Raw genomic sequence first — 25163 nt, forward strand, 5'->3', positions numbered from 1 at the left:
TGTGGGAGTTGTTGAAGTTATCGACCACCGTGGCCATGTTGGGGTACCAGGCCCAAACGGAGACCTTCGGCGCGTCGGCATGGACAATCTTGTTGGTGCAATTGGTGCTGTTGGCGCCGGCCCCCGCGGCATCCCCGCCGCCACTGCAGCCTGCCAGGGTGGCAGCCAAGGCAGCGGCTGACATAGCCGCTGCGATTGCTTTCTTGTTCACGTAGATTCCCTTCGGTCGTGCATGGACGTCGTCGTCGGAGGTAGAGCAGTGAGGGTGGCCCGTCCTACAGCCAGTGCTGGCGTGGAAGAAGCTGGACGGACTCGGCGATCGGGATCACAGAAGATTCCGAGATGTTTACATCGATGTAAGTAATCGTTGTAAATCCATCATGGTGTGACGGGACTTACATGTCAAGAAGAAATTAGGCGTTGGCTCCATGTGAACTCGGGATGGCCGTCGACTCCCGGCTGATGACCTTGAATTCGGCCTCGAACTCGCGGGCGGCTGCTGGCGCGGCAGCGCCCTCGATACGTTCCAGGAGCATCACGACGGCGGTTTCGGCTATCTCCCGCCGACCCGGATCGATCGTCGACAACGTCGGCAGTGAGTACCGGGTCTCATCGATATCGTCAAAGCCAATAATTGCCACATCCTCCGGGATTTTCAGCCCGGCGTCCTGCATGACCCGCATCGCGCCCAGGGCGAGGGAGTCGTTGAAGGCCACGACGCCGTCGAACGCCAATCCGGACTCCAAAACCTGGCGCATGGCCTGGGCACCGTCGGATCGGTGCCACAACTGGACATCGATTGCCAACTCGTCCCGATACTCAAGTCCCGCGTTCCGCAGGGCGCGACGGTAACCTTCCAGCCGGAGCCCCGCTGAGCCAATGACTTCATTCCTGTGGGCCCCGAAAGCGAGCAACTTGGTTCGTCCGCGTTGCAGGAGGTGTTCCGTGGCAGCTTGCGAAGCCTCAATGTTTTGCATTGTCACGTGGTCCGCGGGGCCGTGGAAGATCCGCTCACCGAGCAGGACGATGGGTGTCGGGATGTCAATGAGGTCCGCGTCCTCCTGGCTCAGGCCCAAGACGCTGTAGAGGACGCCGTCAACCATTCGCATCCTTGGACCATGCAGGATTTCCAGTTCACGTTCCCTTAGGCCTCCGCTTTGCTCGATGATCACGACTTTCCCCCGCTTTGACGCGGCAGTCATTACGGCGTCAGCCAGTTCGGCGAAGTACGCGTTTTTTAAATCCGGAATGATGAGGCTAATGACATCTGTGCGGCCCGACCTTAATCCACGGGCAGAGAGGTTGGGCTGGTAACCAAGTTTTTCAATGGCCAGCAAAACCCGCTCGCGCGTCCCTGTTTTGATGTTTGGATGTTCATTGATGACGTTCGACACGGTCTTGATCGACACATCCGCCGCCTGGGCCACATCCCGCATGGTTATTGCCAACTTTTCCCTCTTCCGCGCACACGTTAGTTTCCGCCTCCACAGCAGATTACATCGTTGGAACGAATTTGGGCCGAAAGCCGCTTCAAGGGCCAATGTCCTTACGGCCGTCCAGGCAGCGCCGTCCAGACAGCGCCGTCCAGGCAGCCGGCCAGCGGGCAGGGGATGTTGACTGGACAGTGTCGGTGGACGCGACGATCACCCGGGTACATCAGCATGGCGCCACCCTTCCCCGGGTCACAGGGGGCCCCACAGAATTACAAGAAACTCGGCGCTGAGGAGCCCGGGGATCACGCGATCGGCAAGTCCAGAGGCGGAATGACGTGCAAAATCCACCTTGCCACGGACGGCGAAGGACGACCGCTGGGCCTCGTCCTCACCGCCGGCCAGGCCGCCGCCACCTCATTCTTCCAAGCGGTGCTGGAGACCATCTCGGTCGCGGGCAACTCCCGGGGACGGCCACGCATCCGGCCCGACCGGGTGCTGGCTGACAAGGCGTACACCTCCGGCGCTAACCGCAGCTACTTGGCCGGTAGAGGAATCAACGTCCAGGCACCGCAACCGACACAGGGAGCAGGGCATACCGTAGGACAGCAAGCATTAGTGGCGTTACCGTCTTCCCCCTCCAGCTATCCATCTGAGCTATCGCAGCGGAACATGTCCTGATCTGAGAGTTCTCACCATTGGATCCGCGAAAGCGACGCGGGGTGGCAACCACTACGTCAGCAAGCGCTACAACCGCGGCTCCATCGGCCTGGGCCATGCCGGCATCAAAGGCGGCCCGGACTGGACCATGAAACGCGACATACTCTCCCCCCAGATACACCGCCCACTGGGACGAACTCCCCCTCGTCAAAGCTGCCTAACCCCGGCCAGTCTCGTACCGAAAGGAACCCAGGATGACCCTGGCACCAGAAGCACCACACGCTCTCGAAGCGGTCGCCGTCCGCTTTAGCCCGGACGGGACACCCTTGGCCGTCCGCCATGATGGCCAGATCTGGGTCGTTGACCCTGACGTCGACACGGCCCACTGGTTCACTAGGGACTCCTGGTGGGATACCCAGCGCTCGACCCCGCCAGGCGTCGGGAACGTAGTAGACATCGAGTACTGGCGGGTGCAGGTCCGCCTCGGACCCTCAACCTCGGCGCTGCGGACCTTTGAGCTGCGCCGCGATCCCCTGGCGCAGCAGTGGCTTCTGGAGTCCATCACTGACAACAGAGGGCAGCCATGAGTAGCGTGGGGCCATGGGACTCATCTACGACGACCCGGCCCTGGCCGCGCTGACGCTCACGCGCCTTGCAGCCGAGGAATCCGAAGGCCCCAGCGCAATGACAGGACGAATGCACGCAATCCTGGATGACCTGGTGCAGCGCAACGGACCCGGCTCCCTGGCGGAGCTGGCCATCGTCCTGGCCCGCGCCCGGTTCGCCGCCCTCGATGATCTCGCCCGCGCCACCGGGGCCGACACAGCGGAGCTCCTGGACATGGTGGAAATCGAGGCCCTGGAAGGCCTCGATTTTGACGACAGCTGATCCGAAGGTCGGGGATGTTTGAACCCTTGATGGGATGGGTACGTGAACAGGACCAGGGCTTCGCCGCGCAGCCGGCCGTGGCCGGCGGCCATCCAACCAGGATTATCCGGTGGAAATCACAGGAACGATCCAGATGCCGGACGGCAGCACCGATCACATCTCCGCCCCGGGCGACACCTACGAAGATGCTAAGGCTGCACTGGTGGCCGCAATGCCCGGAAGAGATCTGCCAGGAAACCGGCGTAAGGGCTGACCGTGACGAGCACGGCCAGGCAATGCTCTCCCAGCAGGACCTGGATTTCATCCGGGCCACGGCGGAAGGAACACAAACACCCCCGGAGCACCGGTTCTTCGACGCAGCCAGCCCGGAGAAGGCACCTAGCCCGATTCCGGTCCGGACCGGCGGTCACATCGGGCGGATGTTCTCCGCCTGCGGACCCTTCGGACCCTGGGCTACCTCGAACTGAACCTTTTGGTTCTCTTCCAAGGAGCGGTAACCGCTGGAAGCAATCGCGGAGTAATGGGCAAAGACATCTGCGGATCCGTCATCAGGAGCGATGAAACCGAAGCCCTTTTCGGAGTTGAACCATTTCACTGTGCCTGTTGCCATGCCCGCTGCCCCTAGAAACTCTTCATCTCACCCGCGGGTTTCACGGCACCGGCGGCACGGAAGTACTCTCCCGCTGGTCCCAAAACTACGGTTCCCCGCGTATCGGCGCAAGAGCCTTTTGTCGAGTTCGGGCCTGCGAGCGAGTTTTCCGGAGGCCGTGTCAAGGAAGACCTGCTCACAACCGGGCCATGCGCAGCGCGTTGTGTTGGGCTTCGACGTCCGCGCCGCACGCAATATGAAGATCGCGCACCTCCTCGCCGGCGGCTATAACGCCTCGGCCCGTACCATCCCGGCGGAGGTCAGGACGCGAGTCATCCATCGGGACAAGGTTTGCGGGCAATGCGGTGGCCCCGGTGAGGAGATCGACCACACCGCTAAAAAGGCGACGGAAGCAGGACCGGCACCGTCGACGTCGAGCTTCACCGTCGGAAGGCTGACGCGCTGGCCCCAGGCGGCCCGCTGCTCCGCCGCGGGAATCCGGGACTCAGCTGCGTCGATTTCCGAGTGCGCAGCGCTACTTCCACTCGAAGAGGCGGCCTTCGGACTTGCCATCGGCCACCTGGTACTCGAACAAGACTGCGATCCCGTTGAGGTTACTCAACTCGTCTGACGTGGTTTCGTAGAACAATGCACCCCGCCAGGTGAGTTGACCCGGACCGGTGAAACTACCGACACCGTGGCCGGTGAAGGTCGCAGTCTGCCCGCTTGCGGTGACAACAAAACCGTTTCCGCTGCCGGCCACCGTGCCGCTGGGACGAATCGTGCCGACGTAGGTGACCGTGACGTCAACCTGGGCACCGCAGAGCGTGCCGACCTGATGGTCAGTCACTTCAGTGCGCGGACCGCGACCCATGTCTTCCAGAACCCGCGTGCTGATGGTTTGTCCGTTGAGTTCCCCGATTTGTTCTCCGAGCATCATGATCTCCTTGCCAATTGGATCGGTGCATGGACCGGAACGAATGCCACGTCTGCTGGCGTGACGTTCCAATCGTAGGGTGGAGACCGCTCGAGGTCGACGTCTGCACGGTGCCCGTTTCCGACGGTTCGGATGACTGGACCGGTGCCCTGCCGGCGACTGGCTCGCTCCCCCCATCCGCGGAGGAAACGTTTGTCGGTGGCCCACGATATTTCGGCATCCTGAGCCCAAGGGAGCTCATTCTTTCCCCTCACAATCTGCCCGTCGTCCATCGGCGGGCAGCGGCCGGCGGTGGTCAGGGTTGCGGTCCGGGTGGGAGGTTTTTGGTGGCGGGTCCTTGACGATGGTGCCGTCGGTGGCGTAGCGAGAGCCGAGGCAGGGGCAGTCCCAGGTCGTGTCGGAGACGTTGAAGCCGACCGTACAGCCCAGGCCAAGGCGGTACAAACAATGCCGGCCGCCAACGCCATGCCCGGGCAAGATGGCGGAGAACGGTGACCGTCGGGTACGAAGTTGTAGCGCTTGTCGTCAACCGGGAATGGATCCCCCGCGAACGCAGTGAGTGACTTGCGCGCCCGCTTCAGGGGCCACCTTCCCGATCGGCACCACCACCGTCGATTGCACCGCCACCGACGTCACCGGTAACCAGACCACCGGCAGCTTCACCGTCACCGTGGTCGGCGCCGCCGGGCAGATGGAAGACCTCGAGACGCTGATCATTGCCTAACCGCTCAAGGCCACCGTGGAGAACAGCCTGCTGAACAAGATCACCGGCGCCCAGGACGCGATCGCCGCCGGCAAAATTGATGCGGCCTGCAACAAAGCTGGCCGACTTCCTCGGCCAGGTCGCCGACTTCCGGACGGCCGGCAAGCTCACCGACGCGCAGGCCACCGAACTCACCGCGGACGGCACCCGGATACGAGCAGCCCTTGGCTGCTGAAAATACGGGCAAGCAATCCCCCGGCAGCCTTGAACTGGTCCCCGATGGTTGGACTGGCCAAATAAGATCCTAAGCCGCGAGGGCCTGGGCCCGGTATTGCACCGGGCTCAGGCCCTCGAGCTTTGTCGAGATCCGCTGGTTGTTGTACCAGTGGATATATTCGTTCAGGTGCCTGGCCAGTGCGTCGGTGCTGATGTATCGCACGTTGTGAAACATCTCCTCCTTGAGGTGACCGAAGAAGTTCTCCATCACTGCGTTGTCGTAGCAGTTGCCCTTGCGGGACATTGATTGGGTTGCGCCGGCGCCCTTAAGGAGAGTCCGCCAGGAAGCGTGCCGGTACTGGAATCCCTGGTCCGAATGCACGAGTGGCTGCTGGCCAGGTTCCAGGCAGGATAGGGCGTTGCGCAGCGATGTGTTGGTGAGGTCCAGGTTCGGGGAAATGCCGATGGTGTGGGAGATGATCTGCCGGTAGAAGAGGTCCATAACCGGTGAGAGGTAAAGTTTCCGGTCCCCGACGCTGAATTCGGTCACGTCCGTCACCCATTTCTGGTTCGGGGCGGTGGCGTCGAACTCGCGGTTCAGCAGGTTCGGCGCAATGGTGCCTTGGTCGCCTTGGTAGGAGTTGTAGCGCTTCTTCCGCCGGACCTTGCAGGCCAGGCCGAGGGGGCGCATAAGCTTCAGCACGGTCTTCTTCGCGATCGTCCATCCTTGGTTGAGCAGTTCCGTGTGGATGCGGCGGTGCCCGTACCGGGCGTGGTTGGCCGTGAAGATGTCCGTGATCGCGGTCTTGAGTGTCTCCTGCGGGTCGCGTGCCTGCAGGCGGGCCTGGTGGTAGAAGAAGGTCGACCGGGCGAGACCGGCGACCTGCAGCAGAACCGGCAGTGGAAAGGCAGCCTTGAGGGCGATGAGGGCTTGGACCTTCACCGTTGTTTTTGAGCCCTCAAGGCCCGTAATTTTCCCAAGTAGGCCACCTCGGCCCGCAACCGCTCATTCTCCCGGCGCAATTGCTCGAGCTCGGATGTTTCAGCCGGTGCTGCGGCATCAGCCTTCCTGGGCCGGCCTTTAGGCTTCGGCCGCAATGCCTCCTCGCCCTCGCGACGATACGCACGCACCCACGTTTTCAGCAAAACCGGCGAAGACAGGTCAGCCTCGGCCGCAAGATCAGGGGCCGTCTCGCCCGCGAGGAACCGCTCGACCAACGCGAGCTTGAAGTCGAAAGAATATGACTGTTTCGTCGGCTTCGTCACCAGCTACGACTCAGGAATCCACACGCTCAGGAGCGGCAACATCCAGATCCGCTAGCCCGGACCGTACGCGGAACAGCCGCGGCCCCCCGACCGCCGGGGGCGCGGTTGCCCACTTAGTTTTAGCAGGGCAGGGGCGCCCGTCATGCTCGAGCGAACGGCCGCCGACCGCGACCCGGGCGCTCCCTCGACGGCACCCTACCCCGGGAGCCCGACGCCGACATGTCCGTTCGGCCCCTGCCGGAGGTCGCTTAGGCACACCGGAGCACGTGCGGAGTGCCCTCAGGTCACTGAAGCCGTCGCGGCTCAGGTCGTGAGGGTGGATCTCCAAAGTCACCGCGTATCCGTCAATTGCGAAGGTGGCGCCGACCCGAATGCGCGCACATCGGCAAATCCGTAAAAAGGCGCTTGCCTGTTCTTTCGAGACCGCCGACCGGGCGTCGCAATCCCAAGGTTCTCTCCGAAGTCGCTTGCATCAACTCTGGACTGTTGGCAGCCATGCGATCACCGCCAGATGTCGCCGCAGCCTCAGTTATCTGGCCGTTCCGTTTGAGGAAATGGCGTCCGAGTCTTGAGTCCGAGAAAGGGTGGAGCACCTGGATGGGAAGCGACCTTCAGCGGGCAACCGCGTCACTCCAGTCCTGAATCAAACTGCCATGTTCAATTTGACGCCTATAGGAGCATCACCGGGAACTCTCGGAAACATCACGAATTCGAGCCAGTCCGACCGATGTAAGACCCAGTCCGGAGCCCAGAGTGTGGTTACTGTCCACACTTTCATTTTGAGCATTTTGTAGCACTATCCGAACGACTGCTGTGAACCCTCCGGGCTAGGAAAATTGGGTCGCGTAGGTGCGTCCGTGCCACCCTGCAGTTCCCTGCACGGGAACCTGAGCCCCGACATAGACGACCGCCCCGGATCGAGAACAACCAGGCGGTGCGGGCACAGCCTGGGAAACGATGGGGCGTCAGGGCGGCCTACTTCCTCCAAAGGACCTCATAAACGATCTGGTAGGAACCAACATGGCCGGACACCGGGCGCCTATCCTGCAGACGGGTGGCACCGTAGCGCCGAATGGGTTTTCGGAGCGGCTGGGGTCATGGCCAGTCGCAGCGCCGGAAGCTGACGGCAGACCTGAACCGGGCATGGGGAGCATCCGTCCCCCGGGTTTTCTGCGGCCCGTTCGGGCGATCAGCCTGCACCATTGACAAATCAATCCCGGCGAATGCATCCGTTTCCGGTTCGATGTCCTGCGGCGTGTTCATATCAGAATCCATGATTTATCCCCCCGATAGTCCATGAAACACTTCAACTCGTAATGAAGGTGTAGTGGTCTGTGAAGTGCTGACAGAGGGTTCCCCCCGGGGTCCCCGCTTCAAGTACCTGTGGCGCGCTGCGCCGTCCCCCAACTAGCATCTTTGCTCCCCCAGCAAGCGCACGGATGATGCCGCTCACCGTACGCCCACGCATCCTCTAAGGAATAGAGAAACCCCCACGACAATCGGGTAAGCAAGGTGACAAAAGGCGTCAATATCGTGCGGCAGGTCGCCTCGGCCGAAGCCCCCAGGCTGGTGGGCGGGCGGCTTCCATGACTAAGTGTCGCAGCAGCGTGGGGTCCCCGTGGTCCCCCAAGCTGAACTTCTGAGTCGCCCTCGTCGACGATATGCTCCGCCGCGAAACCACAATGAAAACCATCGGCCACCTTGTCTGCGGCAAGAACGACTGCACCATCTGCTACAGCCTCGGCCCTTCGGCCCGTCGCTCTTGGGGATGTCATTTCGCCTTGACGGAAACTCCTCCCATGCAAAGTCAGACGTCGTGGGCTCCCCCGTCCCCTTTGTACGAAGGCCTGTCTCCCCCAGCTGGAACGAACAGTGATCGAATGTGGGTGGGGGGAGTGGCAGAGCCGAATCCCGACCAATGGCCGCTCGCTCGGCGTAATCTGAAATCCAAGTCAGCTTGGCACACAGCAGAACCGGGCGACGACAAGTTATGAACGTTGTGGGAACTAGTTTGAGGGGGCCCCGGGTCTGGAACAGGCTTCGGGTTTTCCTAGGGTCGTCCTGCGAGCCTTTGGGTAGCTGATCGATGGACACCTGCGGTGGACGTTTTTGATCAGGCCCGCTGCCCCGACAGCGTCCTCAGTACCGGGACGCGGGGATCTGGGTGAGCTCCTGCGGGTCCCTTGGGGGGAGGGAGCGCTCCGCGAGCGGGAGGGCCGCTGAAGCCGGCCCTCCCGCTTTCTTTCCACCTGAGTTGTGGACTGCAGGCGGCAACGCTCAGTCTTCCTGTAGGACGGGATGCGGCGAGTTTGTCGCACCTGTGGTCCCCGAGTGCGTCGCCTGCGGCTTCCGGATGGAGCTGCCCGGCTGGGATCCTCTTTCAGGGCTCCGACCCCGGCTCTTAATGGTCCGCAGGTGACTGAGTCGCAGCCGTGCAGGCAGGGCCGCCGCTGCCCATATTAGAAGCGGAACTGACATGACCTAGGCAATGTTTCCGGCAGCCGTCTCCCCGGCGCCCGGACGACGGATGGCGACGCATGGTGATTGACCGAGAAATGGCACGACCACATGGGAGAGCGTCCGCCATGCTTTGAGATGTTCCATCGTCTCTTCCGCAGCTGCTACCGCCTTCTCCATGAGCTTGACGCGCTGCTGCTGGAAGTCGTTGGCGAGAGTCACGCTCCGGATCTGTTCTTCTGACAGTCCTCCCTGCTGTTCAAGCAGCCGTGCTGCGATCGATTGCCGCTGTGGAGCATCTAGATGTGCCAGAAGCGTGGTTTCCCTCGTGGCCTGGCTCCATGCGGCACCCACTTGCCGATCCGCGGAGAACTCGATTGCCCGAGCGACCAGATCCTTGGCGGCTGCTTGCTTGTCAGCATGGGTGAGGGAGTTCCACACCATTGCCGGGTCATTTGGAAGGCCTGTGAGGCCCGCATCCACGTGCGCGTCGGCGGTGGAATCGGCACCGCGCGCGACTTCCTGCGCGCCGGCCTGGTCGACCGGTTGCACCTCATGGTCGCCCCGATCCTCCTCGGCCGGGGAAATCGACTGTGGGACGACCTGCCCGGCCTCGACCTCACCCACAAGGTGACGACGGAAGTGGCCGAGAGCGGCACGACCCACATCACCTTCACGCGATAGGACGTACACATGACGATCGAACGCCGACTCGCCCGCGCCGAGTTCACCCTGACCCGCGACTACCCCGTTCCCCTCGAGCGCGTCTGGGACGCGTTCGCCGAAGAGGACCAGAAGCGGCACTGGGTCGGCGGCGGCGACACCGTTGAGCCCGGCGAGTGGGCGTTCAACTTCCGCGTCGGCGGACGCGACGTCGACGAGGGGACGTTTCACGGCGGTCCGGTCTCGCGGTACGAGGCCACGTACACCGACATCGTCGAGCACGTCCGCATCGTCACGACATACGACATGTGGCTCGACGGGGTCCACATGTCGACGTCAGTGGCGTCGTTCGAGTTCGAGCCGATCGACCAGGGCACCCGGTTCACGCACGTCGAGCACGGCGTCTTCTTCGACCAATTCTGGGCCGACGGGCCGAACCGCGAGGAAGGCAGCCGGGGCCTGCTAGAGGCTCTGGGAAACTACCTCGCGTGACGCACCTCCCTCCGGCCGATTTCGTGGCCCATGTGGTTGCTAGGCCACCGCTCAAAGGGTCAAATAGTAGGAAAACGGATAACGCGCATCGCCAGTAGAGGTAGTCAGATCCGCCGTCCGTCCAACGATCTGTCCCCTTTGTTCCCATACAGGTAGGTCGGTATCTTCCCGCCCGCGGCCTTCTCCCATTCGTGGAACCCGCCGTAATAATCCTTGGGGAGGTCCCGATCGCTGTACCGGTAGAGGCGATCGCATGCTCGACGTTGTAGACGGACATCCGGAATAACCTCGACCGGGTCACCGGGGTCGTGAACACTTCTCACTCCTGATGCCTACGCACAGCCTGAGGGTCGCCAGAGTCCGCACCAACTCTCAACTCAGGGGTGGGTGGCGAAAGTCCCCGCTGAACAGCCGCTTTGCTAAGGCATACGGCGCGGCAGGACTGCGACACCCATCCCACAACTTTCCCCAGTGATCATTCAAAAGGGAGGTGGGTCCTCCTAAGCAGTATCTCCCCAGCTTGCCCCGTACCAGCCGTAGGTGGCTCAAAGGTAGCGTTCCGCGATGTGCTCGTACTGAAGGTTCGCTTCCTTTTGCCCATGGCCACTACACCTCCGTGGCCACCTCGTGTGCCCCGGGCCTCCTCGTCAAGTCGGTACAGCAGGCTGCAAGCAATCATGATGCCCTGGACCGCGTAACGCCGGTTGAACTGGCGGGGATTCACCGTGTGGGCCGTGGCGTTTCGGCTGAAGGTCATCGGCACCTTGTCGCCATCGGCGACGAAGAACTGCTGAGGCAACAAAGCAATAGTCATCAGAGTCACATAGGGATGCACAAGGGCAGAGCATAAGCCAAGTCCTCGCCAAGCGGACGCGAGACCTTCCTTAGGCGAAGCCGAATAACAGCCACGTGAAGCCGCGGTTATCTGCGTAGCCCGGCAGGCATCCTTCTACCGTAATGCCAGCGTGTGTTACCCCGGGTTCTTGCCCGTAGGCTTGTCTGGCAACCTTCGGTCTGCCTGGTCGCACCCAGGCAGACCTCTCCGGGTGTCTGCTCGCCAGCGTCCGGCAGAAGGGTGGTGCCAAGGGTCAGCAAGGCAGCGTCCAGACGTTCAGCATGCAGCACCAGGCGTTGGGCGGGCGATATCCGCATGCTTGGCAGGCTCGACTCGTCGGCGAGCAGTGACAGGGTGACGGTGGAGTCGCATCCGAGCCGCTCCGGCGCCGAACTCCCATATGCCTCGAGGTGATGGGTCAAACGCTGGACAGTGCTTGCGATGCGCCGCTCGGCGATCGCGAGGGCGACCGGTGGGACGTCCTCAACCCGCTCTGCCAGGGCGACGAGGCTCCGCGCATGGTACCCGCAAGCATCCAGGAGTCCGATCAGGGAGCGGGCATGGGCACTCCGGCGGCGTTGTGGGTTGGCCGGGTGGGCCAGCGGCAGGCAGGACCTGCGGAAGGCTTCCAGCGCTTGGTCGAGTTCCCGCAGATCCTGGGACAGCCGCCGGGCGAGGTGTTCGTCGTCGAGGCTGCCGACGGCGTGACGGGTGACGCGGCCGAGAGCGAGCAGAAGCTCAACCAGACGGTCGTTGCTCAATTGTTGAACGGTGGTGGGCAGGATGAGGACGGCAGCGAGCACGCCGCAGGCGACGCCGAGCGCAGTCTCTTCGATCCGCAGCACGAGCAGACTGGTCGTGAAGGTGTGCAGCAGGGCAGTGAGCACGCTGAGCGTGCCGGTGATGAAGAAGGTCACCGCCCAGTACGCGGCCGGCGGGGTGTAGAACATGCCGAAGAGGCACACTATGAGCAGGCATAGCCCCGTAGAAGTGCCCCCGTCGGCGAGGACTGCGAGTCCGAAACCGAACACCACGCCGAGGATCGTGCCGACCAGTCGCCTGGCGCCTTGGAGCAGGATCTCCCCGGTGCTCTCCACCCTGATGAAGACTACCCAAACTGTGGCCACGGCCCAGTACCACAAATCTGGTGAGAGCAAGATACCACCGGCAGCGGCGAGTGCGGCAGCTGCCGCGATCTGGAAGGACTGACGGGTCGTGAGATCCCCTGCGCGAGCTCGCCGTGGCTCCCTCGTAGCCGGCGCGGGAGCCGTTCGGGCCGAGTGGTGGCCGAACAGGGCCAGGGCCAGATCGCCGACTCCCTGATAGCTGTGCTGTAGTTGCGGAGATGCGAATGGCGGCGGGTGTGCCGAGTAGTCCAGTAGCCCTTCGCGCAGGCCTTCGGGCGAGGCATCATCGGAGTTCGCTATGCAGTCGTGCAGGGCCCGTATCTCGCCGACCAGATGCTCGCGGATGTGGGCCTGCGCATCTCGGGGCGGCTGGGGCACACGCGTCACGCGCATGACCAGGACGGCTAGCCGACGCGCAGCGCTTTCGGCACGTGCGATCCTGAACTGCGTGGCGGCGGTGTTGGCCTTATCCACAGGGCATCGGTCCAGGACGTCTTCGATCAGCAGCGCGCACGCGTGCAGGCGGTTGATACGGTCTTCCAGAACCCGAACACTCCGTGTTTCGTGGCGCCCCATTGCCAGAAGCTCGGCCGTCGCGTCCAGCACAGAGCCCAGACGGCTGTCGAACGCCCGCTGCAGGCGTCGCAGAATGCCTGGAACGGTCGTCGGAACGAGCGCGAAGCGCACCAGGGCGTGGGCGGTGATGGCCACGCCGAGAGCCCCTGCCAGTTCCGGCAACTGCCCGGGCACTGCCTGGGTGACCTGCGCCAAGAAGAGCATCATAACGCCGAAGATCCCCAGTCCCAGTCCGCGCGGGCCGAATCTGCGAACGTAGGCGGCCGCGAAGATCAGCACTGGGAAGACCACAGCGGCCACGGCAGGATTCGGTGCCAGCAGCGCTCCGGCCGTGAGGCCGGCGAACGAGGTGACCAGGCCGCCCAGCAGAGTCAGCATCTGGTCACGGGGGCTGACGTCGCTGATGGCGAGCGAGGCGACCATGGCGCTGAAGCCGCCCGCCACGACCGCCTCGAGAGGCTGCGCGAGAGCGGTCAGCACCGCCAGCGTGAGGAGAACTCCCAGGGTTGCTCGGAGAGCGGAGACCAGGCGCAGCAACCCGGGGTCGGAGGCGGAGAACCGGCTCCACAAGGCTGCTGTCGATCTTTCCCGCACGGTCGTCGTCCTTTCAGTGTGGCGTCGGCGACCGTTCCGCCGTCGAGGCGGTCGTGGTTTCGATCGGCCTTCACCAATTCTGGTCCGGGGAGCGCGCGGTGCGGTATGCGTCAGGTGACTGCTTCGTCGCCCGGCGGGGTGCCTTCAAGAACATCACGGAGCTGCGAGCGGGTGGTGATGCCGAGCTTGGGGAAGGTGCGGTAGAGGTGCGAGCCGACCGTTCGGGGTGACACGAAGAGTTTCTCGCCGATCTCCCGGTTGGTGAGCCCGCGGGCGGCCAGCCGGATGATCTGCCACTGCTGCGGCGTGAGCTCGGCGAGTGCATCGGGCGTGGCATCGGCGATGTCGATCCCCGAGGCGCGCAGTTCCGCCTGGGCGCGTTCGATCCATGGTCGGGCGCCGAGGCGTCGGAAGGTCTCCAGCGCGGCGGTGAGCCCCGGCCGCGCTTCGGCGATGCGGCGCCGGCGCCGCAGCCACTCGGCGTGGTCCAGGAGCGTCTGCGCTCGTTCGAAAGGCCACTGCCCGAGCGTGGTGTCGGCCAGGGCGGCTTGGAAGCAGGATTCGGCGTATTCCGGGTCGGAGAGCAGCGCACGGCCTCGGTTGACCAGCGCCTTCAAACGCGCCGAGGCGCTGCTGCCGAGCTGCTGCGCGGAACGCTCCACGATCTCGGCGGCCTCGCCGATGTGGCCACTGCGCGCGGCAGCGGCGGCCAGCTCGGCCAGGGCCGCGTAGGAGGCGTGATAGTGCAGCGGGGCGCCGTCAGCGCGGAAAACCATGCGCAACTGCTCGTAGGCGGCGCCATAGTCGCCTTCTGCTGCCGCGACTGTGCCGAGCGCCCGCCGGGCGTAGACGCTGACCGACCGGCTCTCGAGCGGGTCGATCAGGGCTAGGGCGTTGTCAGCCAGCATGCGTGCTTGAGCCGCATCGCCTTGCTGGGCGCATACCATCGCCTCGACGGCCGACGCGCACGCCGCAGCGTGCTCGAGCCCGGCCACCGCAGCCACAGAGGCGACGTCCGCGCACACGGTGCGGGCCTGCGCCCATCGGCCGTGTTCCAGATAGGCAAGGGCGGCTGCGCAGCCCAGTCCGTTCGGGAGTGGCCCTTGGGTCTGCCACAGGTCGAAGGCCAAGTCGAAGGTCCTCACCGCGAGGGGAGTCTCGTCCAGCAGCCAGGCCGTGATGGCAAGGATCATCAGCCGGTCCGGCGTGCCCTTCTCCTGGCGGATCATGGCCGGCAGTTCCGGAGCGATGCCTGCCGCGCTGTCGAACGGATCCGCGAGGGCCCGCACCCAGGCCCGCAGCGTGGTGTCGGGCGGGTCCTCGGCGATGATGGACAGGATGTGCTGGATCTCGTGCCGCTGCGATTCCTCGCCCGAGTAGAAGTGGGCCACGGCGGCGTCGCCAAGGATGTCCAGGGCCGTCTCCGGTGCCGTGGTCGACAGCTGCAGCGCGGTGCGCGTGAGCGCAGCGTAGGCGACGTTGTGATGCATAGTCAGGGTCATCAGCCTGGCCGCCTGGTGCGAGGCCGCCATCTGGAGTGCGAAGTCGTGGGTGAGGCTTCGGGCTTGGGCGGTGAGTTCGTCCACCCATGCGAGCTGGCCGGTGAAGACGGCCGCGCCGGCGGCGGCTACCAGCAGCCGCGCGCGCTCTTCGCGTTCCGGGGCGAGCTCGGCGGCTCGCTCCAGAGTCCTGGCCGCCGCCGCATAACCGCCGCGGCGTCTGGCCCGGTCCGCCGTCTGCTCCAACGCGGCCGCCACTTCCGCGTCCGGGTGGGCGGTAGCCGCGGCCAGGTGCCAGGCGCGCCGGTCGGGCTCGGCACGCAGCGCTTCGGCCAGCCTTAGATGGGCATCGTGCCGCGCGTCGAACGACACTGCGTGGTACACGGCAGAGCGGATGAGGGGGTGCCGGAACCTGATCTGCCGGTCGACCTGCCTGACCAGGCCCGCCTGCTGCGCGGGCAGCCATGCCTTGTCCCCCAGGTCGGGCAGTCCGAGGAACACAGCCGTCGCTGGGTCCGCCGCGTCCGCAGCTGCCAACAGCACCAGAGCACGTTCAGTAGCCTCGGGCAGCTCGTCCAGGTGCGCGGCATAGATCCGCTCAAGCCGCTCGGTGAGGGGCAGCGGACCGGCCGCCGCACCGGATGGCAGTTTCCCCCCGCGCGTTGCCGCGCCTGCCAGCTCAAGCAGAGCGAGCGGATTTCCGGCCGCCTGGTCAAGGATCTGCCAGCGCATCCGACCGTTTGGGAGCTGGGGCTGCCCCGCGTCGAGGAGACGATTGGCCGCCGCTTCGTCGAGCGGGTCCAACATGAGTGTCGGGTGCTCCTTGAGTCCCGGAAATGGGTCGCCACTTCGAACAGCCAATAGCAAGGTGACCGGTTCGACGGCCAGCCGCCGGGCGACGAATGCCAGGACGTCCAGGGAGGCCCGGTCGATCCACTGCGCATCGTCCACCACGACCAGAAGGGGCTCCCGGTCTGCCAGATCGGACAGCAAGGTCAGGACCGCTACGCCAAGGAGCATCATGTCCGGGATGTCTGGAGCGGGCTCCAGAGCGAACGCCCCGAGCAGGGCCGCGCGCTGGCGGACGGGCAGACTCTCTGCAGCGGCCATGGCGGGCCGCAGAATCTGGTGCAGCCCCGCGAAGGCGAGGTAGGCCTCCGTCTCGCTGCCGGTCGCAGTCAGCACCTGGTGGCCAGCCGCGCGTGCACGCCGGGCGGTGCCGTCCAAGAGGATGCTCTTGCCCGCGCCCGGGTCGCCGATCATTACCAGGACCTGGCTGCTGGACGGCATGGACTCCACCAGGCCGCCGAGGCGCTCGGCCTCAGTCACTCGCCCGACGAGCGAGTGACTGAGGCCGCACTCCGCTCCCGTGATTGCGCCGTGTTCCGCCACGCGCTCACTCACAAGAGCCTCCAAGGAACTGCGGATGTTAGCCAGCACCAATCATAGCCAGCTACCGCGCAGCGCCGCCCATATTTTCAGTCGGTCAGTACCGCCAGGGCGTCGATCTCAACCAGCAGCCCGGGGGGCAGCTTCATGTAGACGGTGGTGCGGGCGGGATAGGGCTCGCCTACAGCCACGGCGTACGCGTCGTTCATCTCCGCCAGGTTGGCAGGATCGGTGAGATAGACCCGCAGCATGACGACGTCTGCCATGCCCGCCCCTGCCGCATCCAGCACCGCGGCGACGTTGCGCAGGACCCGAGTCGTCTGCTCTGCGACCGTCGTACCGACGAGGTCACCGGTGTGCGGGTCGAACGGAAGCTGGCCCGATATCTGGAGGATGGGCCCTTGCGTACGCCCTGGGAGAGGGGTGCGTTGAGATTCGGCGCCTGGTCCGTGCCGACGATGGTTCTGCTCATAGCGTTTTCCTTGGAGGGGGGTGAGGGGGATCGAAATTATTGCTCGGCCCTGGTGGGCCGGCCTGCTCAGCAGAGCGGGCCGAGCCGGCGGTTCAGCGCCACGCCTTGCGTTCCTCGCTGCGCGGGTCGTCCTGTACAGCCCAGACGCCGTCGTCGATGCGGAGGGTGGCGCGACGGACGGTGTCGTACCGGTCCCAGCCGGGATCGCCGGTCCTGGCGAAGGCCACCCAGGCCGCGTGCATGCGGGCGGCCAGTTCTGCGGGCGGCTCGTCCGGACCAAGGAGGGCCTCACGGCCGTGCAGTTGCGGCAGCCCGGTGATGTCGAAGACGAATGGCAGCTCCATGGCGTGGGTGGCGCCGAGCTCGCCCCCGAGGCTGTTGGACCGCCAAGCGAACAGGTAGCTGTATGTGGCGGAGGCTTTGTGCCCGGCGTGCGCGTCCGCGAGGCGCCAGCTGCCGGCGCCAAACAGAGCGTCGCCCATGATGGCGGAGCGAAGCTCGCCGAAGGACGCCTGCGGCCGGGCTTTGCGGTAGGTCTCCACGAGGCCGACGGGATCCCGGTGGGAGCGGTCCGCGGCGGCGTCGACATCTGCCTCGGTCGACGTGGAGAGGTTCCCTAGCGGTGCCAGATAGAGGTTGCCTTCCTCCGTGTTGGTTCCCACGAGCAGGTCGATGGCGCCGCCTTGTCCGGCGGCGACCGCCTCTGCCGGCTGCTGGTCGAGTACGACGCTGAACGGGCTGAGGCCGATGAGCGGGTCGCCATCGGTCTCGGTCCGCAGATCGAGGCCCGACAGCTTGGGCATGATGTCGACAAGGTCCTCATCGGGGATGCCCGCGAACGCCTCGACGCGAGGCTCGACGCCCAACGCCTCGGCTGCGGCGCGGGTGACCCGGGCGGCCTGCTCGGGTGTGAAGGCCCCCAGGCCGCTGCCGCTCTGGACGATCGCGCGCCGGAACAGGCCTTCGGCCTCAGGATCGGCCAACATGGCGCTGACGATCGTGGCTCCCGCGGACTGGCCGAAGAGCGTGACACTGGAGGGGTCACCACCGAACGCTGCGATGTTTTCCTGCACCCAGCGCAGGGCGGCCATCACGTCGAGCACACCCCGGTTGGGGGGCGCGCCGGGAAGGTCGAGGAAACCGGGGATGCCCAGCCGGTAGTTCAGGGTCACCAGGACGACGCCGTCCCGTGCGAACCCGGTGCCGTCATAGAGTTCCGACCGGGTGGACCCTGCCACGAAACCGCCACCGTGCACGAAGACCATCACCGGCAGCCGCTTGCCATCGGTCTGAGGCGTCCAGACGTTGACGGTCAGGTAGTCCTCTCCGCGGATCCACCCGGGACCGAAGTAGGGGGACATGTCCACGTGGCCGAGTTTGCGTTCGGACTGCGGCGCATTCGGCCCCGGATTGGTCGCGTCCCGCACATCCTGCCAGGGTGCGTGCGGCTGCGGAGCTTGGAACCGGCCGGCGCCCAGCGGGGCTGCGGCGTAGGGGATGTTCAGGAAGGCGGTCGTTCCGTCGTGGCGCAAGCCCCGGACTGCGCCCTGAGCGGTGATGACTGTGTTTTCGGCGTCTTTGATGTTCTTGGTGGTGTCGGGATGGTGACTCATGGTTTCCTTTCTGCGGTCTCAGCCCTGGGAGTACGGTGCGAACGGAGCCCAGCCTTTGATGGAGAACTTGCTCCCCTCGCGGACCACCTCGGCGGCGCCCGGACCACCCAGGTGTGCGGGAACGACGAGTGCGTTGTTGTCGGCCGCCCAGCCGAGAATTTTGCGGCGTGTGGCTCTGGCGCCGGCAGGGTCCTCGCAGAAGCAGCTGTTCGAGTCCGGCTCCAAGATTTGTACCGGACTGTGCAGCATGTCGCCGACGAACACCGCGCGGTCAGAGCCGGAGTCGAGGGTGACCACGGACGACCCAGGGGTATGTCCCGGCGCAAGATCCAAGCGCAGGTTCTCGTCGATTGTGTAGCTGTCCTCCCACAGCAACGTCTGGCCTGCCTCGTGGACGGGGGCGACGCTATCCTCGAACACGTTCTGATTGCCCCGGCCGAGCAGCGGCTTGTAGCCGTTGGCCGGGTTCCAGAAGTCGAAATCGGTCTTGGGCATCAGGTAGGTGGCGTTGGGGAAGGTCGGCACCCACGTCCGGCCGTCCAGGTACGTGTTCCATCCGACGTGGTCGATGTGGAGGTGCGTATTTACCACGATGTCCACGTCCTCGGCCCGGACGCCGGCACGGGCCAGGTTGCCGAGGAAATCGGTGTTGAGGTGGCTCCAGACCGGCGCGTAAGGCCGCTCCTTGTGGTTGCCAACTCCGGTGTCGATGAGGATGTTCTTGCCCCCGCTGCGCAGCAGCCAAGTCTGGATCGCAGAATTGACGATCTGCGTCTCGGAGTCCAGGAAGTGCGGCGCCAACCATGAGGAGTTTTCCTCCCATGTCTGCTGAGGGCTTTCCGGGAAGAAGGTCTCGGGCGTCATGTCGACGGGCCCGTAGTATTCCCAAACCCGTGTAATGGTCACATCGCCCAGGGTGATCTGGTCCATGAATAGTCCTTATTTCTTGAGACGGTACGGTAGCGGCGGTCCAGGCTATATCTCTGGTGCCCTAATTTGTCGCCCGGGAGATTGACTGCACATCCGAGCCAAACGGTGTACTTAAATCATGGACCGCCGGCGGGTGTGCAGGGTATCCGTCAGATGACTGCATTGAGCACCAGGATCACCTCGCCTTCACACGCCATGAGCCCGAAGACCGTCACGACTGATGTCGGGGACGTAGCCCCGGACGTGGCTTAGCGGAGGGTGCCGATCAGATGCGGTCCTCTTGATAGATGTCGGGTTGCTACGCCGGATGGCAATCCTTTGCCGCGCTGCAGCTACGGTTCACTATTTCGTCGGGCAGCTCTGTCCGCACGCGCCTGACGTTAACTCCCCGCGACATCATTCCCAGCTGAACGCGAGGCCCTGAGCCGCCCGCCATCACAGCCGGCCGCGCAGCGAACCAGCTCTTAGGTCTGCGCAGACCTTAGGTTTGTTTCCATCCAGTTTCAGGAGGCAGACGTGTGCTGCCTGTACTGTTTCTCCTGCGCCTGATGGCTAGGCGCTAACCGGAAGCGTTCCATACGCGAATTCAACGAGGTAGTCGTTGAGTTTTCTTGAGGCGGTCATTGCTTCGGATTCCTTTCCAGCACATATTGCGCGAAGAATGCGGAGGTGCATGCTCCGAGCGGTTGCGATCTCGGCATCCGGGTCTTTGACGTGTGCAAACCAGAAGCGACGCGAGAGGCCCTGCAGAGGTGCCATGGCGACGGCAAGATATTCGTTGTGGGCCGCGTCAACTATGAGTTCATGCATCCTCTTCAGGTAGGTTGCGAAATCGTCAAGTGACATGTCACCGCGCTGTTCAAGGTCGTCGCATACAGCAAGCATCTCGTCGCGTTGTTGCTTATTTGCCCGCGAGGCCGCCAGTCGGACAGCGATGTCTTCCAGCCCTCGCCGCAGTTCCAGTAACTTGAGCTGCGATTCGATCGAAGCCGGGGGCACCAAGACGCCACGGCTGGGATGGATTTCCACCAGACGTTCACGTGCCAGCCGCTGAAGGGCCTCCCTTACCGGAGTTCGCCCCAGGCCTGTCTTTTCCATCAGCAAGGCTTCGGAGACAAGCGAGCCCGGCGCAAGCTCCTGGAACACGATCAGGCGCTCAATTGCATCGTAGGCCTGCAGCGACTTATTCCGGTCGGCCATGCCGCCTCCCCTTCAGAAAACTTTCCGTCTGACTCTAGACATTAGCCTATACCGTTCATGTACGATCGGCACATGACCAATATATCGGTTGCACATTGGACCTTGGATCCAGTTTTTGCTGAAAATACCCAAATACCCGTCCTGGCGGAGGTCGACGTACTGGTGGTGGGTGCCGGCGCCGCCGGGGTTGCTGCCGCGACGGTGGCCGCCGAGGCCGGAAAATCAGTCCTGATGGTCGAAAAATACGGCTTCGCCGGAGGAGCGGCGGTGGCGGGTCTTTCGGGCACCGTCTGCGGCATGTACCTTGCATCGGATACTGGCAGAGGTCCGGAACAGGTCGTGTTCGGCTTCGCTGAGCGGTTCACGGCAGAACTTCAGGCGCGAGGCGGCCTGACGCAGCCCCAGGTTTACGGAAAAACCTGGACATCCGCCCACGATCCGCTGATGTGGCGCGAAACCGCCGATGACGTGATGACCGCCGCGGGCGTCCAAATCCTCTACCACACGGCCATCGTCGGCGTGATCATGGACGGTGCCCGGCATGCGGGTGCGGTGCTGTCCTCCAACGCAGGTTTCAGTGTCGTTAAGTCAAAGCGGACCATCGACGCGTCCGGCGATGCGGCCGTGGTGGCACGCGCCGGCCATGGATACGTTTTCGGTGACGACGGGCGGATACAAAATCCGACGATGTTTTTCCGGCTTGGCGGGGTTGATGTTGCTTCCTTCAGGGATTCCTACGGCGAGGACACGATCTGCCCGCTATGGGTGACTGAACGAATACTGGCCGCCCGCGAAGCGGGAGCGGAACTGCCCCGGCAGAAGATCTGGATCTTCGATACGACCAGGCCCAACGAACTGCTGGTCAATGCCACACGGCTCACGGGAGCTGACGGCAGGATGCTTAATGTCATCGATCCCGCAGACTTCACGGAAGCCGAGATCGGAGGCCGGCACCAGGTGAGGGAATACGCAAGGTTCCTCGCCGACACCATTCCCGGCTGCCAAGACAGCTTTGTCGTGGACACCGGGGTAGAGGCAGGCATCCGGCAGACCCGAAGCATCGTCGGTGTTCAGACCTTGCGGAACGACGACGTTGTTCAGGCCCGCAAGGATGCCACCGGCATCTGCCGATCCCCGTGGCCTATCGAACTTCACAGCGGAGACAGGCCCAAGCTCCATTGGATCCTTGATGATTATTACGAGGTTCCCTACCTGACCCTCGTTCCGGAGACCGGCGAGGACATCATTGTCGCCGGCCGCTGTCTCAGCGCAGAGCACGAGGCCCTGGCCTCCGCCCGCGTGACCGCGCAGTGCTTTGAATACGGCCACGCAGCTGCCGTAGCAACCCTCATTTCGCTGGACTCTGGCACCGCCTATGGGGACCTGGACGGCAAGCTCATTCGCAAGGAAATGAACGCCAACGGAAGTGCCCTCGATTGATACATGAAAAAAGTTCACCGAATTCAGTGACGAAACCAGAAGACCCCGGAAAGGCCTGATCATGAGTAACGAAACGCGAGTTCCCAACTTACGCAGCAATTTCGATGTCGGAAGCACCCGCTGGGCTGTTCGTCGCGCCCAGTGGACTGCCATGGGAATCAGCCTTGAGGATCAGCAAAAACCCAAAATCGCAATCGTGAACACCTCGTCACGGCTATCTGTCTGCTTCGCCCACCTTGACGACGTCGCCGTCCGAGTCGCAGACGCTATCAGGCAAGCCGGGGGCTTGCCCTTTGAGATCCGCACCACGGCACCGAGCGACTTCGTGACCAGCGCAGGCCGCAAAGCCCGTTACCTGATGCCCACCCGGGACCTCATTGTGAACGACGTGGAAGCAGCCGTCGAGGGAGCTGTTCTCGACGGTGTTGTCTTCCTGTCCTCTTGTGACAAAACCACACCCGCCCACCTCATGGCCGCGGCACGGCTGGACCTTCCCTCCGTCATCGTGATCGGCGGCTACCAGCGTGGCGGCACGTACGCCGGGTGCTCGGTAGACATCGACACGGTCTATGAATCCGTAGGCGCAGTTGCTTCCGGGGACATGACCCAGGAATCCTTAGGCGAGCTTGCCGACCAAGCAATCCAGGGCCCGGGGGTCTGCGCCGGACTTGCCACTGCGAACACCATGCACTGTCTGGCAGAAGCGATTGGGATGACGGTCCCCGGTTCCGCTCCCACGCGGGCGAACTCGGAAAAAATGCTCGCCAGCGCCTCGAAAGCCGGAGCACGCATCGTGGAGATGGTCCTCGAAGGCCTCACCGCCCGGCAGGTCATCACAAGCCAGTCGATCGAGAATGCCATCGAAGTCGCCTTGGCCCTCGGCGGATCAGTAAATTGCATCCGGCATCTTGCGGCCATTGCCGCAGAAGCCGATCTGGACATGGACGTCGTCGGCACCTTCGAGAAAAAGGGCGGCGAAGCGGTGCAGCTGGCAGCAATCCGACCCAACGGATCGCATCAGGTCTGGGACCTGGACGAAATCGGAGGGGTGCAAACTGTAATGCGCACCCTGCTGCCGCGCCTCCACGGCGATGCTCTGACCATTTCCGGTATCACTGTCGCACAAAGGGCCGAATCTGCACTCCCGGCAGACGGAATTGTGTTGCACGATCTGGACAACCCCGTGAAGCCTGAGCCAGGACTGCTCATCTTGCGGGGCTCTCTCGCTCCGGACGGATCCATCGTGAAAGTCGCCGGAGTCGGTAGTGCAACACGGCGACAGTTCAGCGGACCCGCCTGCGTTTTCGGTGGCGAAGACGACGCCATCGACGCCTTGGGCAGGGGAGAAATCAAACCCGGAGACGTCATCATCCTGCGTGGCATGGGACCCCGGGGCGGCCCCGGAACTGTCTTCGCCGCAAGTTTCGTGGCCGCCCTTAACGGGGCAGGCCTGGGCGGCCAAGTCGCCGTTGTCACCGACGGCGAACTGTCAGGACTGAATCACGGACTTGTCGTGGGACAGGTCATGCCCGAAGCCGCCGACGGCGGGCCGCTTGCCGGCGTCGAGCAGGGCGACAAAATCACCATAGACCTGGATCGCCGCCTGATCGATGCCGAACCGACCCGTAATGGAGAGCCGGTACAAGCCAGCGATTCAAAGAAGGAGCGGGGCTGGCTAGGACAATACGCCGCCCTTGTCGGCCCGATGCAGGGCGGAGCCGTTCTACGCCGGCCTGCCGTTTCCTAAAGTTTCTTAGCCTACAAAGGAGTAGCACAAGCATGTCAGCCTCTACACAAACCCTTTACCATGCCTCATCCCAGCGGCACCAATCCCGCAAGGCCGGTATCGCCGCGCTCGTCGGGACCACATTGGAGTGGTACGACTTCCTGATTTACGGGACAGCTGCTGCGCTGATCCTGAACCATGCTTTCTTTCCCACCGCGAACCCTCTGGTTGGAACGATCGCAGCTTTCGCCACCTATGCGGTCGGATTCCTGGCCCGCCCTCTCGGCGGCATCGTACTCGGCAACATGGGTGACAAAATCGGCCGCAAGGGAATGCTGGTCCTGACCATCGTGCTCATGGGAGTAGCCACCACCCTCATCGGAGTGCTGCCCACCTATGATCAGGTCGGCGTCTGGGCGCCCATCCTCCTGATCATTTTGCGCTTGGCCCAAGGCTTCGGAGCCGGCGGGGAATATGCTGGTGCAGTCGTCCTGTCTGTCGAACACGGCGACCAAAACAAGCGCGGCGCAGCAGGCGCCTGGGCCCCAATGGGGTTTGCCCTCGCAACCCTGCTCTCAACGGGCGTTTTCCAACTTGCAACCCTCCTGCCAAGGGACGCATTCGAAAGCTGGGGATGGCGCGTTCCTTTTCTCTTGGGCAGCGTCCTCCTCGGCGTCGGGTACATGGTCCGCCGGCACATCTCTGAAACCCCCGCCTTCGAAGAAGCCCGCAAAGCGGAGGCAGCCGGCATCGTGGCGGAGCCGAAACTACCCGTATTCGAAGTCATCCGGAAACAGCCCCGCAACTTCCTCGTTGTCATCGGCGCACGGTTCGCCGAGAACGGATTCGCCTACCTGTTTCCCGTCTTCGGCGTTTCCTTTGCCATCACCACCCTGGGCATTGACCAGAGCCTGACACTGATGGCCGTCGTCATCGCATCCGCCGTCCAGCTCGTCGCCATTCCGTTCTGGGCCAGGCTCTCCGACAAGGTCGGACGCCGACCCGTCTACTCAGGCGGAGCTATCGCCTCAATCCTCTGGCTTGTTCCCTACTTCCTGCTTCTGGAGACCCTCTCCCCGGCGGCAATCATCATCGGATTCATCGTCGGCCTGGGCATCTTCTACCCCGCCATGCTTGCTCCACAAGCGGCATACTTCGCAGAGCTCTTCGACACCAAGATGCGGCTCTCGGGCTTCGCGTTCGCACGCGAAATCGGATCGGTTCTTGCAGGTGGCTTCCTTCCCCTCGTCGCTACCGCACTGCTGGCTGCCGCCGGCCACTGGTGGGCCGTTGTCGTCTACGTCCTAGCACTGACGATCATCACCCTCATCGCGCTGGCCTTCGGACCTGAAACAAACAAGCGAGACATCGAAAAAGTTGCCGCCTAAACCTAAACATGCGCCAGTGAGGTAAATAGCGAGGCAGGTCCCTGCGCTAAGCGCAGAGACCTGCCTCGCCTCA

Annotated in this window: 24 protein-coding genes and 2 pseudogenes; 12 read left to right on the forward strand and 14 right to left on the reverse strand. The window is 63.8% G+C overall.

The window, feature by feature from the left end; genetic code table 11:
• Both J7E80_RS21120 and J7E80_RS21125 read right to left on the reverse strand, forming a co-directional pair.
• Window positions 1-211, reverse strand: a pseudogene (locus J7E80_RS21120) (hypothetical protein); the annotation flags it as partial.
• A 202-nt stretch (window positions 212-413) separates the two neighbouring features.
• Window positions 414-1448, reverse strand: coding sequence for a LacI family DNA-binding transcriptional regulator (locus J7E80_RS21125; RefSeq protein WP_215054175.1), 1035 nt, complete (start codon window positions 1446-1448; stop codon window positions 414-416).
• Between the two features lie 213 nt (window positions 1449-1661).
• Here J7E80_RS21125 and J7E80_RS21130 point away from each other — a divergent pair, with 213 nt between their 5' ends.
• The 5 genes and pseudogenes from J7E80_RS21130 (at window position 1662) to J7E80_RS21145 (ending at window position 3231) form a co-directional block, all read left to right on the forward strand.
• Window positions 1662-2111 carry a transposase gene (locus J7E80_RS21130; RefSeq protein ID WP_285291896.1) on the forward strand — a complete coding sequence of 150 codons (450 nt, stop codon included), beginning with the start codon at window positions 1662-1664 and terminating at the stop codon, window positions 2109-2111.
• Between the two features lie 55 nt (window positions 2112-2166).
• A pseudogene (locus tag J7E80_RS24040) lies at window positions 2167-2311 on the forward strand (DUF4113 domain-containing protein); the annotation flags it as partial.
• Between the two features lie 33 nt (window positions 2312-2344).
• A complete protein-coding gene (locus J7E80_RS21135; protein WP_215054177.1) occupies window positions 2345-2677 on the forward strand; it encodes a hypothetical protein in 333 nt (110 codons plus the stop codon).
• A 13-nt stretch (window positions 2678-2690) separates the two neighbouring features.
• Window positions 2691-2978, forward strand: coding sequence for a hypothetical protein (locus J7E80_RS21140; RefSeq protein ID WP_215054178.1), 288 nt, complete (start codon window positions 2691-2693; stop codon window positions 2976-2978).
• A gap of 109 nt (window positions 2979-3087) precedes the next feature.
• Window positions 3088-3231 carry a hypothetical protein gene (locus J7E80_RS21145; RefSeq protein WP_215054179.1) on the forward strand — a complete coding sequence of 48 codons (144 nt, stop codon included), beginning with the start codon at window positions 3088-3090 and terminating at the stop codon, window positions 3229-3231.
• 153 nt (window positions 3232-3384) lie between these two features.
• Here J7E80_RS21145 and J7E80_RS21150 read toward each other — a convergent pair whose 3' ends face one another.
• On the reverse strand, window positions 3385-3588 hold the full coding sequence (locus J7E80_RS21150; protein ID WP_214838723.1) for a cold-shock protein: 204 nt from the start codon (window positions 3586-3588) through the stop codon (window positions 3385-3387).
• A 514-nt stretch (window positions 3589-4102) separates the two neighbouring features.
• Window positions 4103-4507 carry a hypothetical protein gene (locus J7E80_RS21155; RefSeq protein WP_215054180.1) on the reverse strand — a complete coding sequence of 135 codons (405 nt, stop codon included), beginning with the start codon at window positions 4505-4507 and terminating at the stop codon, window positions 4103-4105.
• Between the two features lie 556 nt (window positions 4508-5063).
• On the opposite strand from J7E80_RS21155, the gene J7E80_RS24045 reads away from it, so the two are divergent.
• The gene (locus J7E80_RS24045; protein ID WP_215054181.1) at window positions 5064-5228 is read left to right on the forward strand and encodes an HYR domain-containing protein; all 165 of its coding nucleotides are present in this window, start codon (window positions 5064-5066) and stop codon (window positions 5226-5228) included.
• 79 nt (window positions 5229-5307) lie between these two features.
• Window positions 5308-5442, forward strand: coding sequence for a hypothetical protein (locus J7E80_RS24365; protein WP_285291897.1), 135 nt, complete (start codon window positions 5308-5310; stop codon window positions 5440-5442).
• Between the two features lie 69 nt (window positions 5443-5511).
• Here the strand turns inward: J7E80_RS24365 and J7E80_RS21165 are convergent, their stop codons facing one another.
• The 4 genes from J7E80_RS21165 to J7E80_RS24050 form a co-directional block, all read right to left on the reverse strand.
• On the reverse strand, window positions 5512-6366 hold the full coding sequence (locus J7E80_RS21165) for an IS3 family transposase (protein ID WP_215054182.1): 855 nt from the start codon (window positions 6364-6366) through the stop codon (window positions 5512-5514).
• Window positions 6363-6689 carry a helix-turn-helix domain containing protein gene (locus J7E80_RS21170; RefSeq protein WP_215054183.1) on the reverse strand — a complete coding sequence of 109 codons (327 nt, stop codon included), beginning with the start codon at window positions 6687-6689 and terminating at the stop codon, window positions 6363-6365. Before J7E80_RS21170 ends, J7E80_RS21165 begins: the two co-directional genes overlap by 4 nt.
• 1095 nt (window positions 6690-7784) lie before the next feature.
• Window positions 7785-7952, reverse strand: a complete 168-nt coding sequence (locus J7E80_RS21175; protein WP_215054184.1) for a hypothetical protein — start codon at window positions 7950-7952, stop codon at window positions 7785-7787.
• A gap of 1218 nt (window positions 7953-9170) precedes the next feature.
• Window positions 9171-9590: a hypothetical protein gene (locus J7E80_RS24050; RefSeq protein WP_251037197.1), complete on the reverse strand. Its 420-nt coding sequence runs from the start codon at window positions 9588-9590 to the stop codon at window positions 9171-9173.
• Window positions 9591-9629: 39 nt separating this feature from the next.
• Here J7E80_RS24050 and J7E80_RS24055 point away from each other — a divergent pair, with 39 nt between their 5' ends.
• Window positions 9630-9830 carry a dihydrofolate reductase family protein gene (locus J7E80_RS24055; protein ID WP_311380905.1) on the forward strand — a complete coding sequence of 67 codons (201 nt, stop codon included), beginning with the start codon at window positions 9630-9632 and terminating at the stop codon, window positions 9828-9830.
• 9 nt (window positions 9831-9839) lie between these two features.
• Window positions 9840-10301 carry an SRPBCC domain-containing protein gene (locus J7E80_RS21190; protein ID WP_215054187.1) on the forward strand — a complete coding sequence of 154 codons (462 nt, stop codon included), beginning with the start codon at window positions 9840-9842 and terminating at the stop codon, window positions 10299-10301.
• A gap of 921 nt (window positions 10302-11222) precedes the next feature.
• On the opposite strand, the gene J7E80_RS24480 is transcribed toward J7E80_RS21190, so the two are convergent.
• The 6 genes from J7E80_RS24480 to J7E80_RS21220 form a co-directional block, all read right to left on the reverse strand.
• Window positions 11223-13433 (reverse strand): FUSC family protein, encoded by a 2211-nt coding sequence (locus J7E80_RS24480; RefSeq protein WP_215054188.1) that lies wholly within the window; start codon window positions 13431-13433, stop codon window positions 11223-11225.
• 110 nt (window positions 13434-13543) lie between these two features.
• Window positions 13544-16336, reverse strand: a complete 2793-nt coding sequence (locus J7E80_RS21200) for a LuxR family transcriptional regulator (protein ID WP_215054189.1) — start codon at window positions 16334-16336, stop codon at window positions 13544-13546.
• Window positions 16337-16410: 74 nt separating this feature from the next.
• On the reverse strand, window positions 16411-16998 hold the full coding sequence (locus J7E80_RS21205; RefSeq protein WP_311380906.1) for a RidA family protein: 588 nt from the start codon (window positions 16996-16998) through the stop codon (window positions 16411-16413).
• Window positions 16886-18406 (reverse strand): carboxylesterase/lipase family protein, encoded by a 1521-nt coding sequence (locus tag J7E80_RS21210; RefSeq protein ID WP_215054190.1) that lies wholly within the window; start codon window positions 18404-18406, stop codon window positions 16886-16888. The genes J7E80_RS21205 and J7E80_RS21210 overlap by 113 nt, the downstream gene beginning before the upstream one ends.
• Window positions 18407-18424: 18 nt before the next feature.
• Entirely contained in the window at window positions 18425-19336 is a 912-nt protein-coding gene (locus J7E80_RS21215) for an MBL fold metallo-hydrolase (protein ID WP_215054191.1), read from the reverse strand.
• 552 nt (window positions 19337-19888) lie between these two features.
• Complete coding sequence (locus J7E80_RS21220) at window positions 19889-20536, reverse strand: GntR family transcriptional regulator (RefSeq protein WP_215054192.1); 648 nt, start codon at window positions 20534-20536, stop codon at window positions 19889-19891.
• 72 nt (window positions 20537-20608) lie between these two features.
• Between J7E80_RS21220 and J7E80_RS21225 the strand changes: the two genes are divergently transcribed.
• From J7E80_RS21225 to J7E80_RS21235, 3 genes are all read left to right on the forward strand, one after another.
• Window positions 20609-21976, forward strand: coding sequence for an FAD-dependent oxidoreductase (locus tag J7E80_RS21225; RefSeq protein WP_251037199.1), 1368 nt, complete (start codon window positions 20609-20611; stop codon window positions 21974-21976).
• 61 nt (window positions 21977-22037) lie between these two features.
• Entirely contained in the window at window positions 22038-23723 is a 1686-nt protein-coding gene (locus tag J7E80_RS21230) for a dihydroxy-acid dehydratase (RefSeq protein ID WP_215054193.1), read from the forward strand.
• A 32-nt stretch (window positions 23724-23755) separates the two neighbouring features.
• Window positions 23756-25090 (forward strand): MFS transporter, encoded by a 1335-nt coding sequence (locus J7E80_RS21235; RefSeq protein WP_215054194.1) that lies wholly within the window; start codon window positions 23756-23758, stop codon window positions 25088-25090.
• Window positions 25091-25163: the final 73 nt, after the last annotated feature.

The sequence above is a fragment of the Arthrobacter sp. ISL-28 genome (genome assembly GCF_018613875.1).
Lineage (GTDB): Bacteria > Actinomycetota > Actinomycetes > Actinomycetales > Micrococcaceae > Arthrobacter.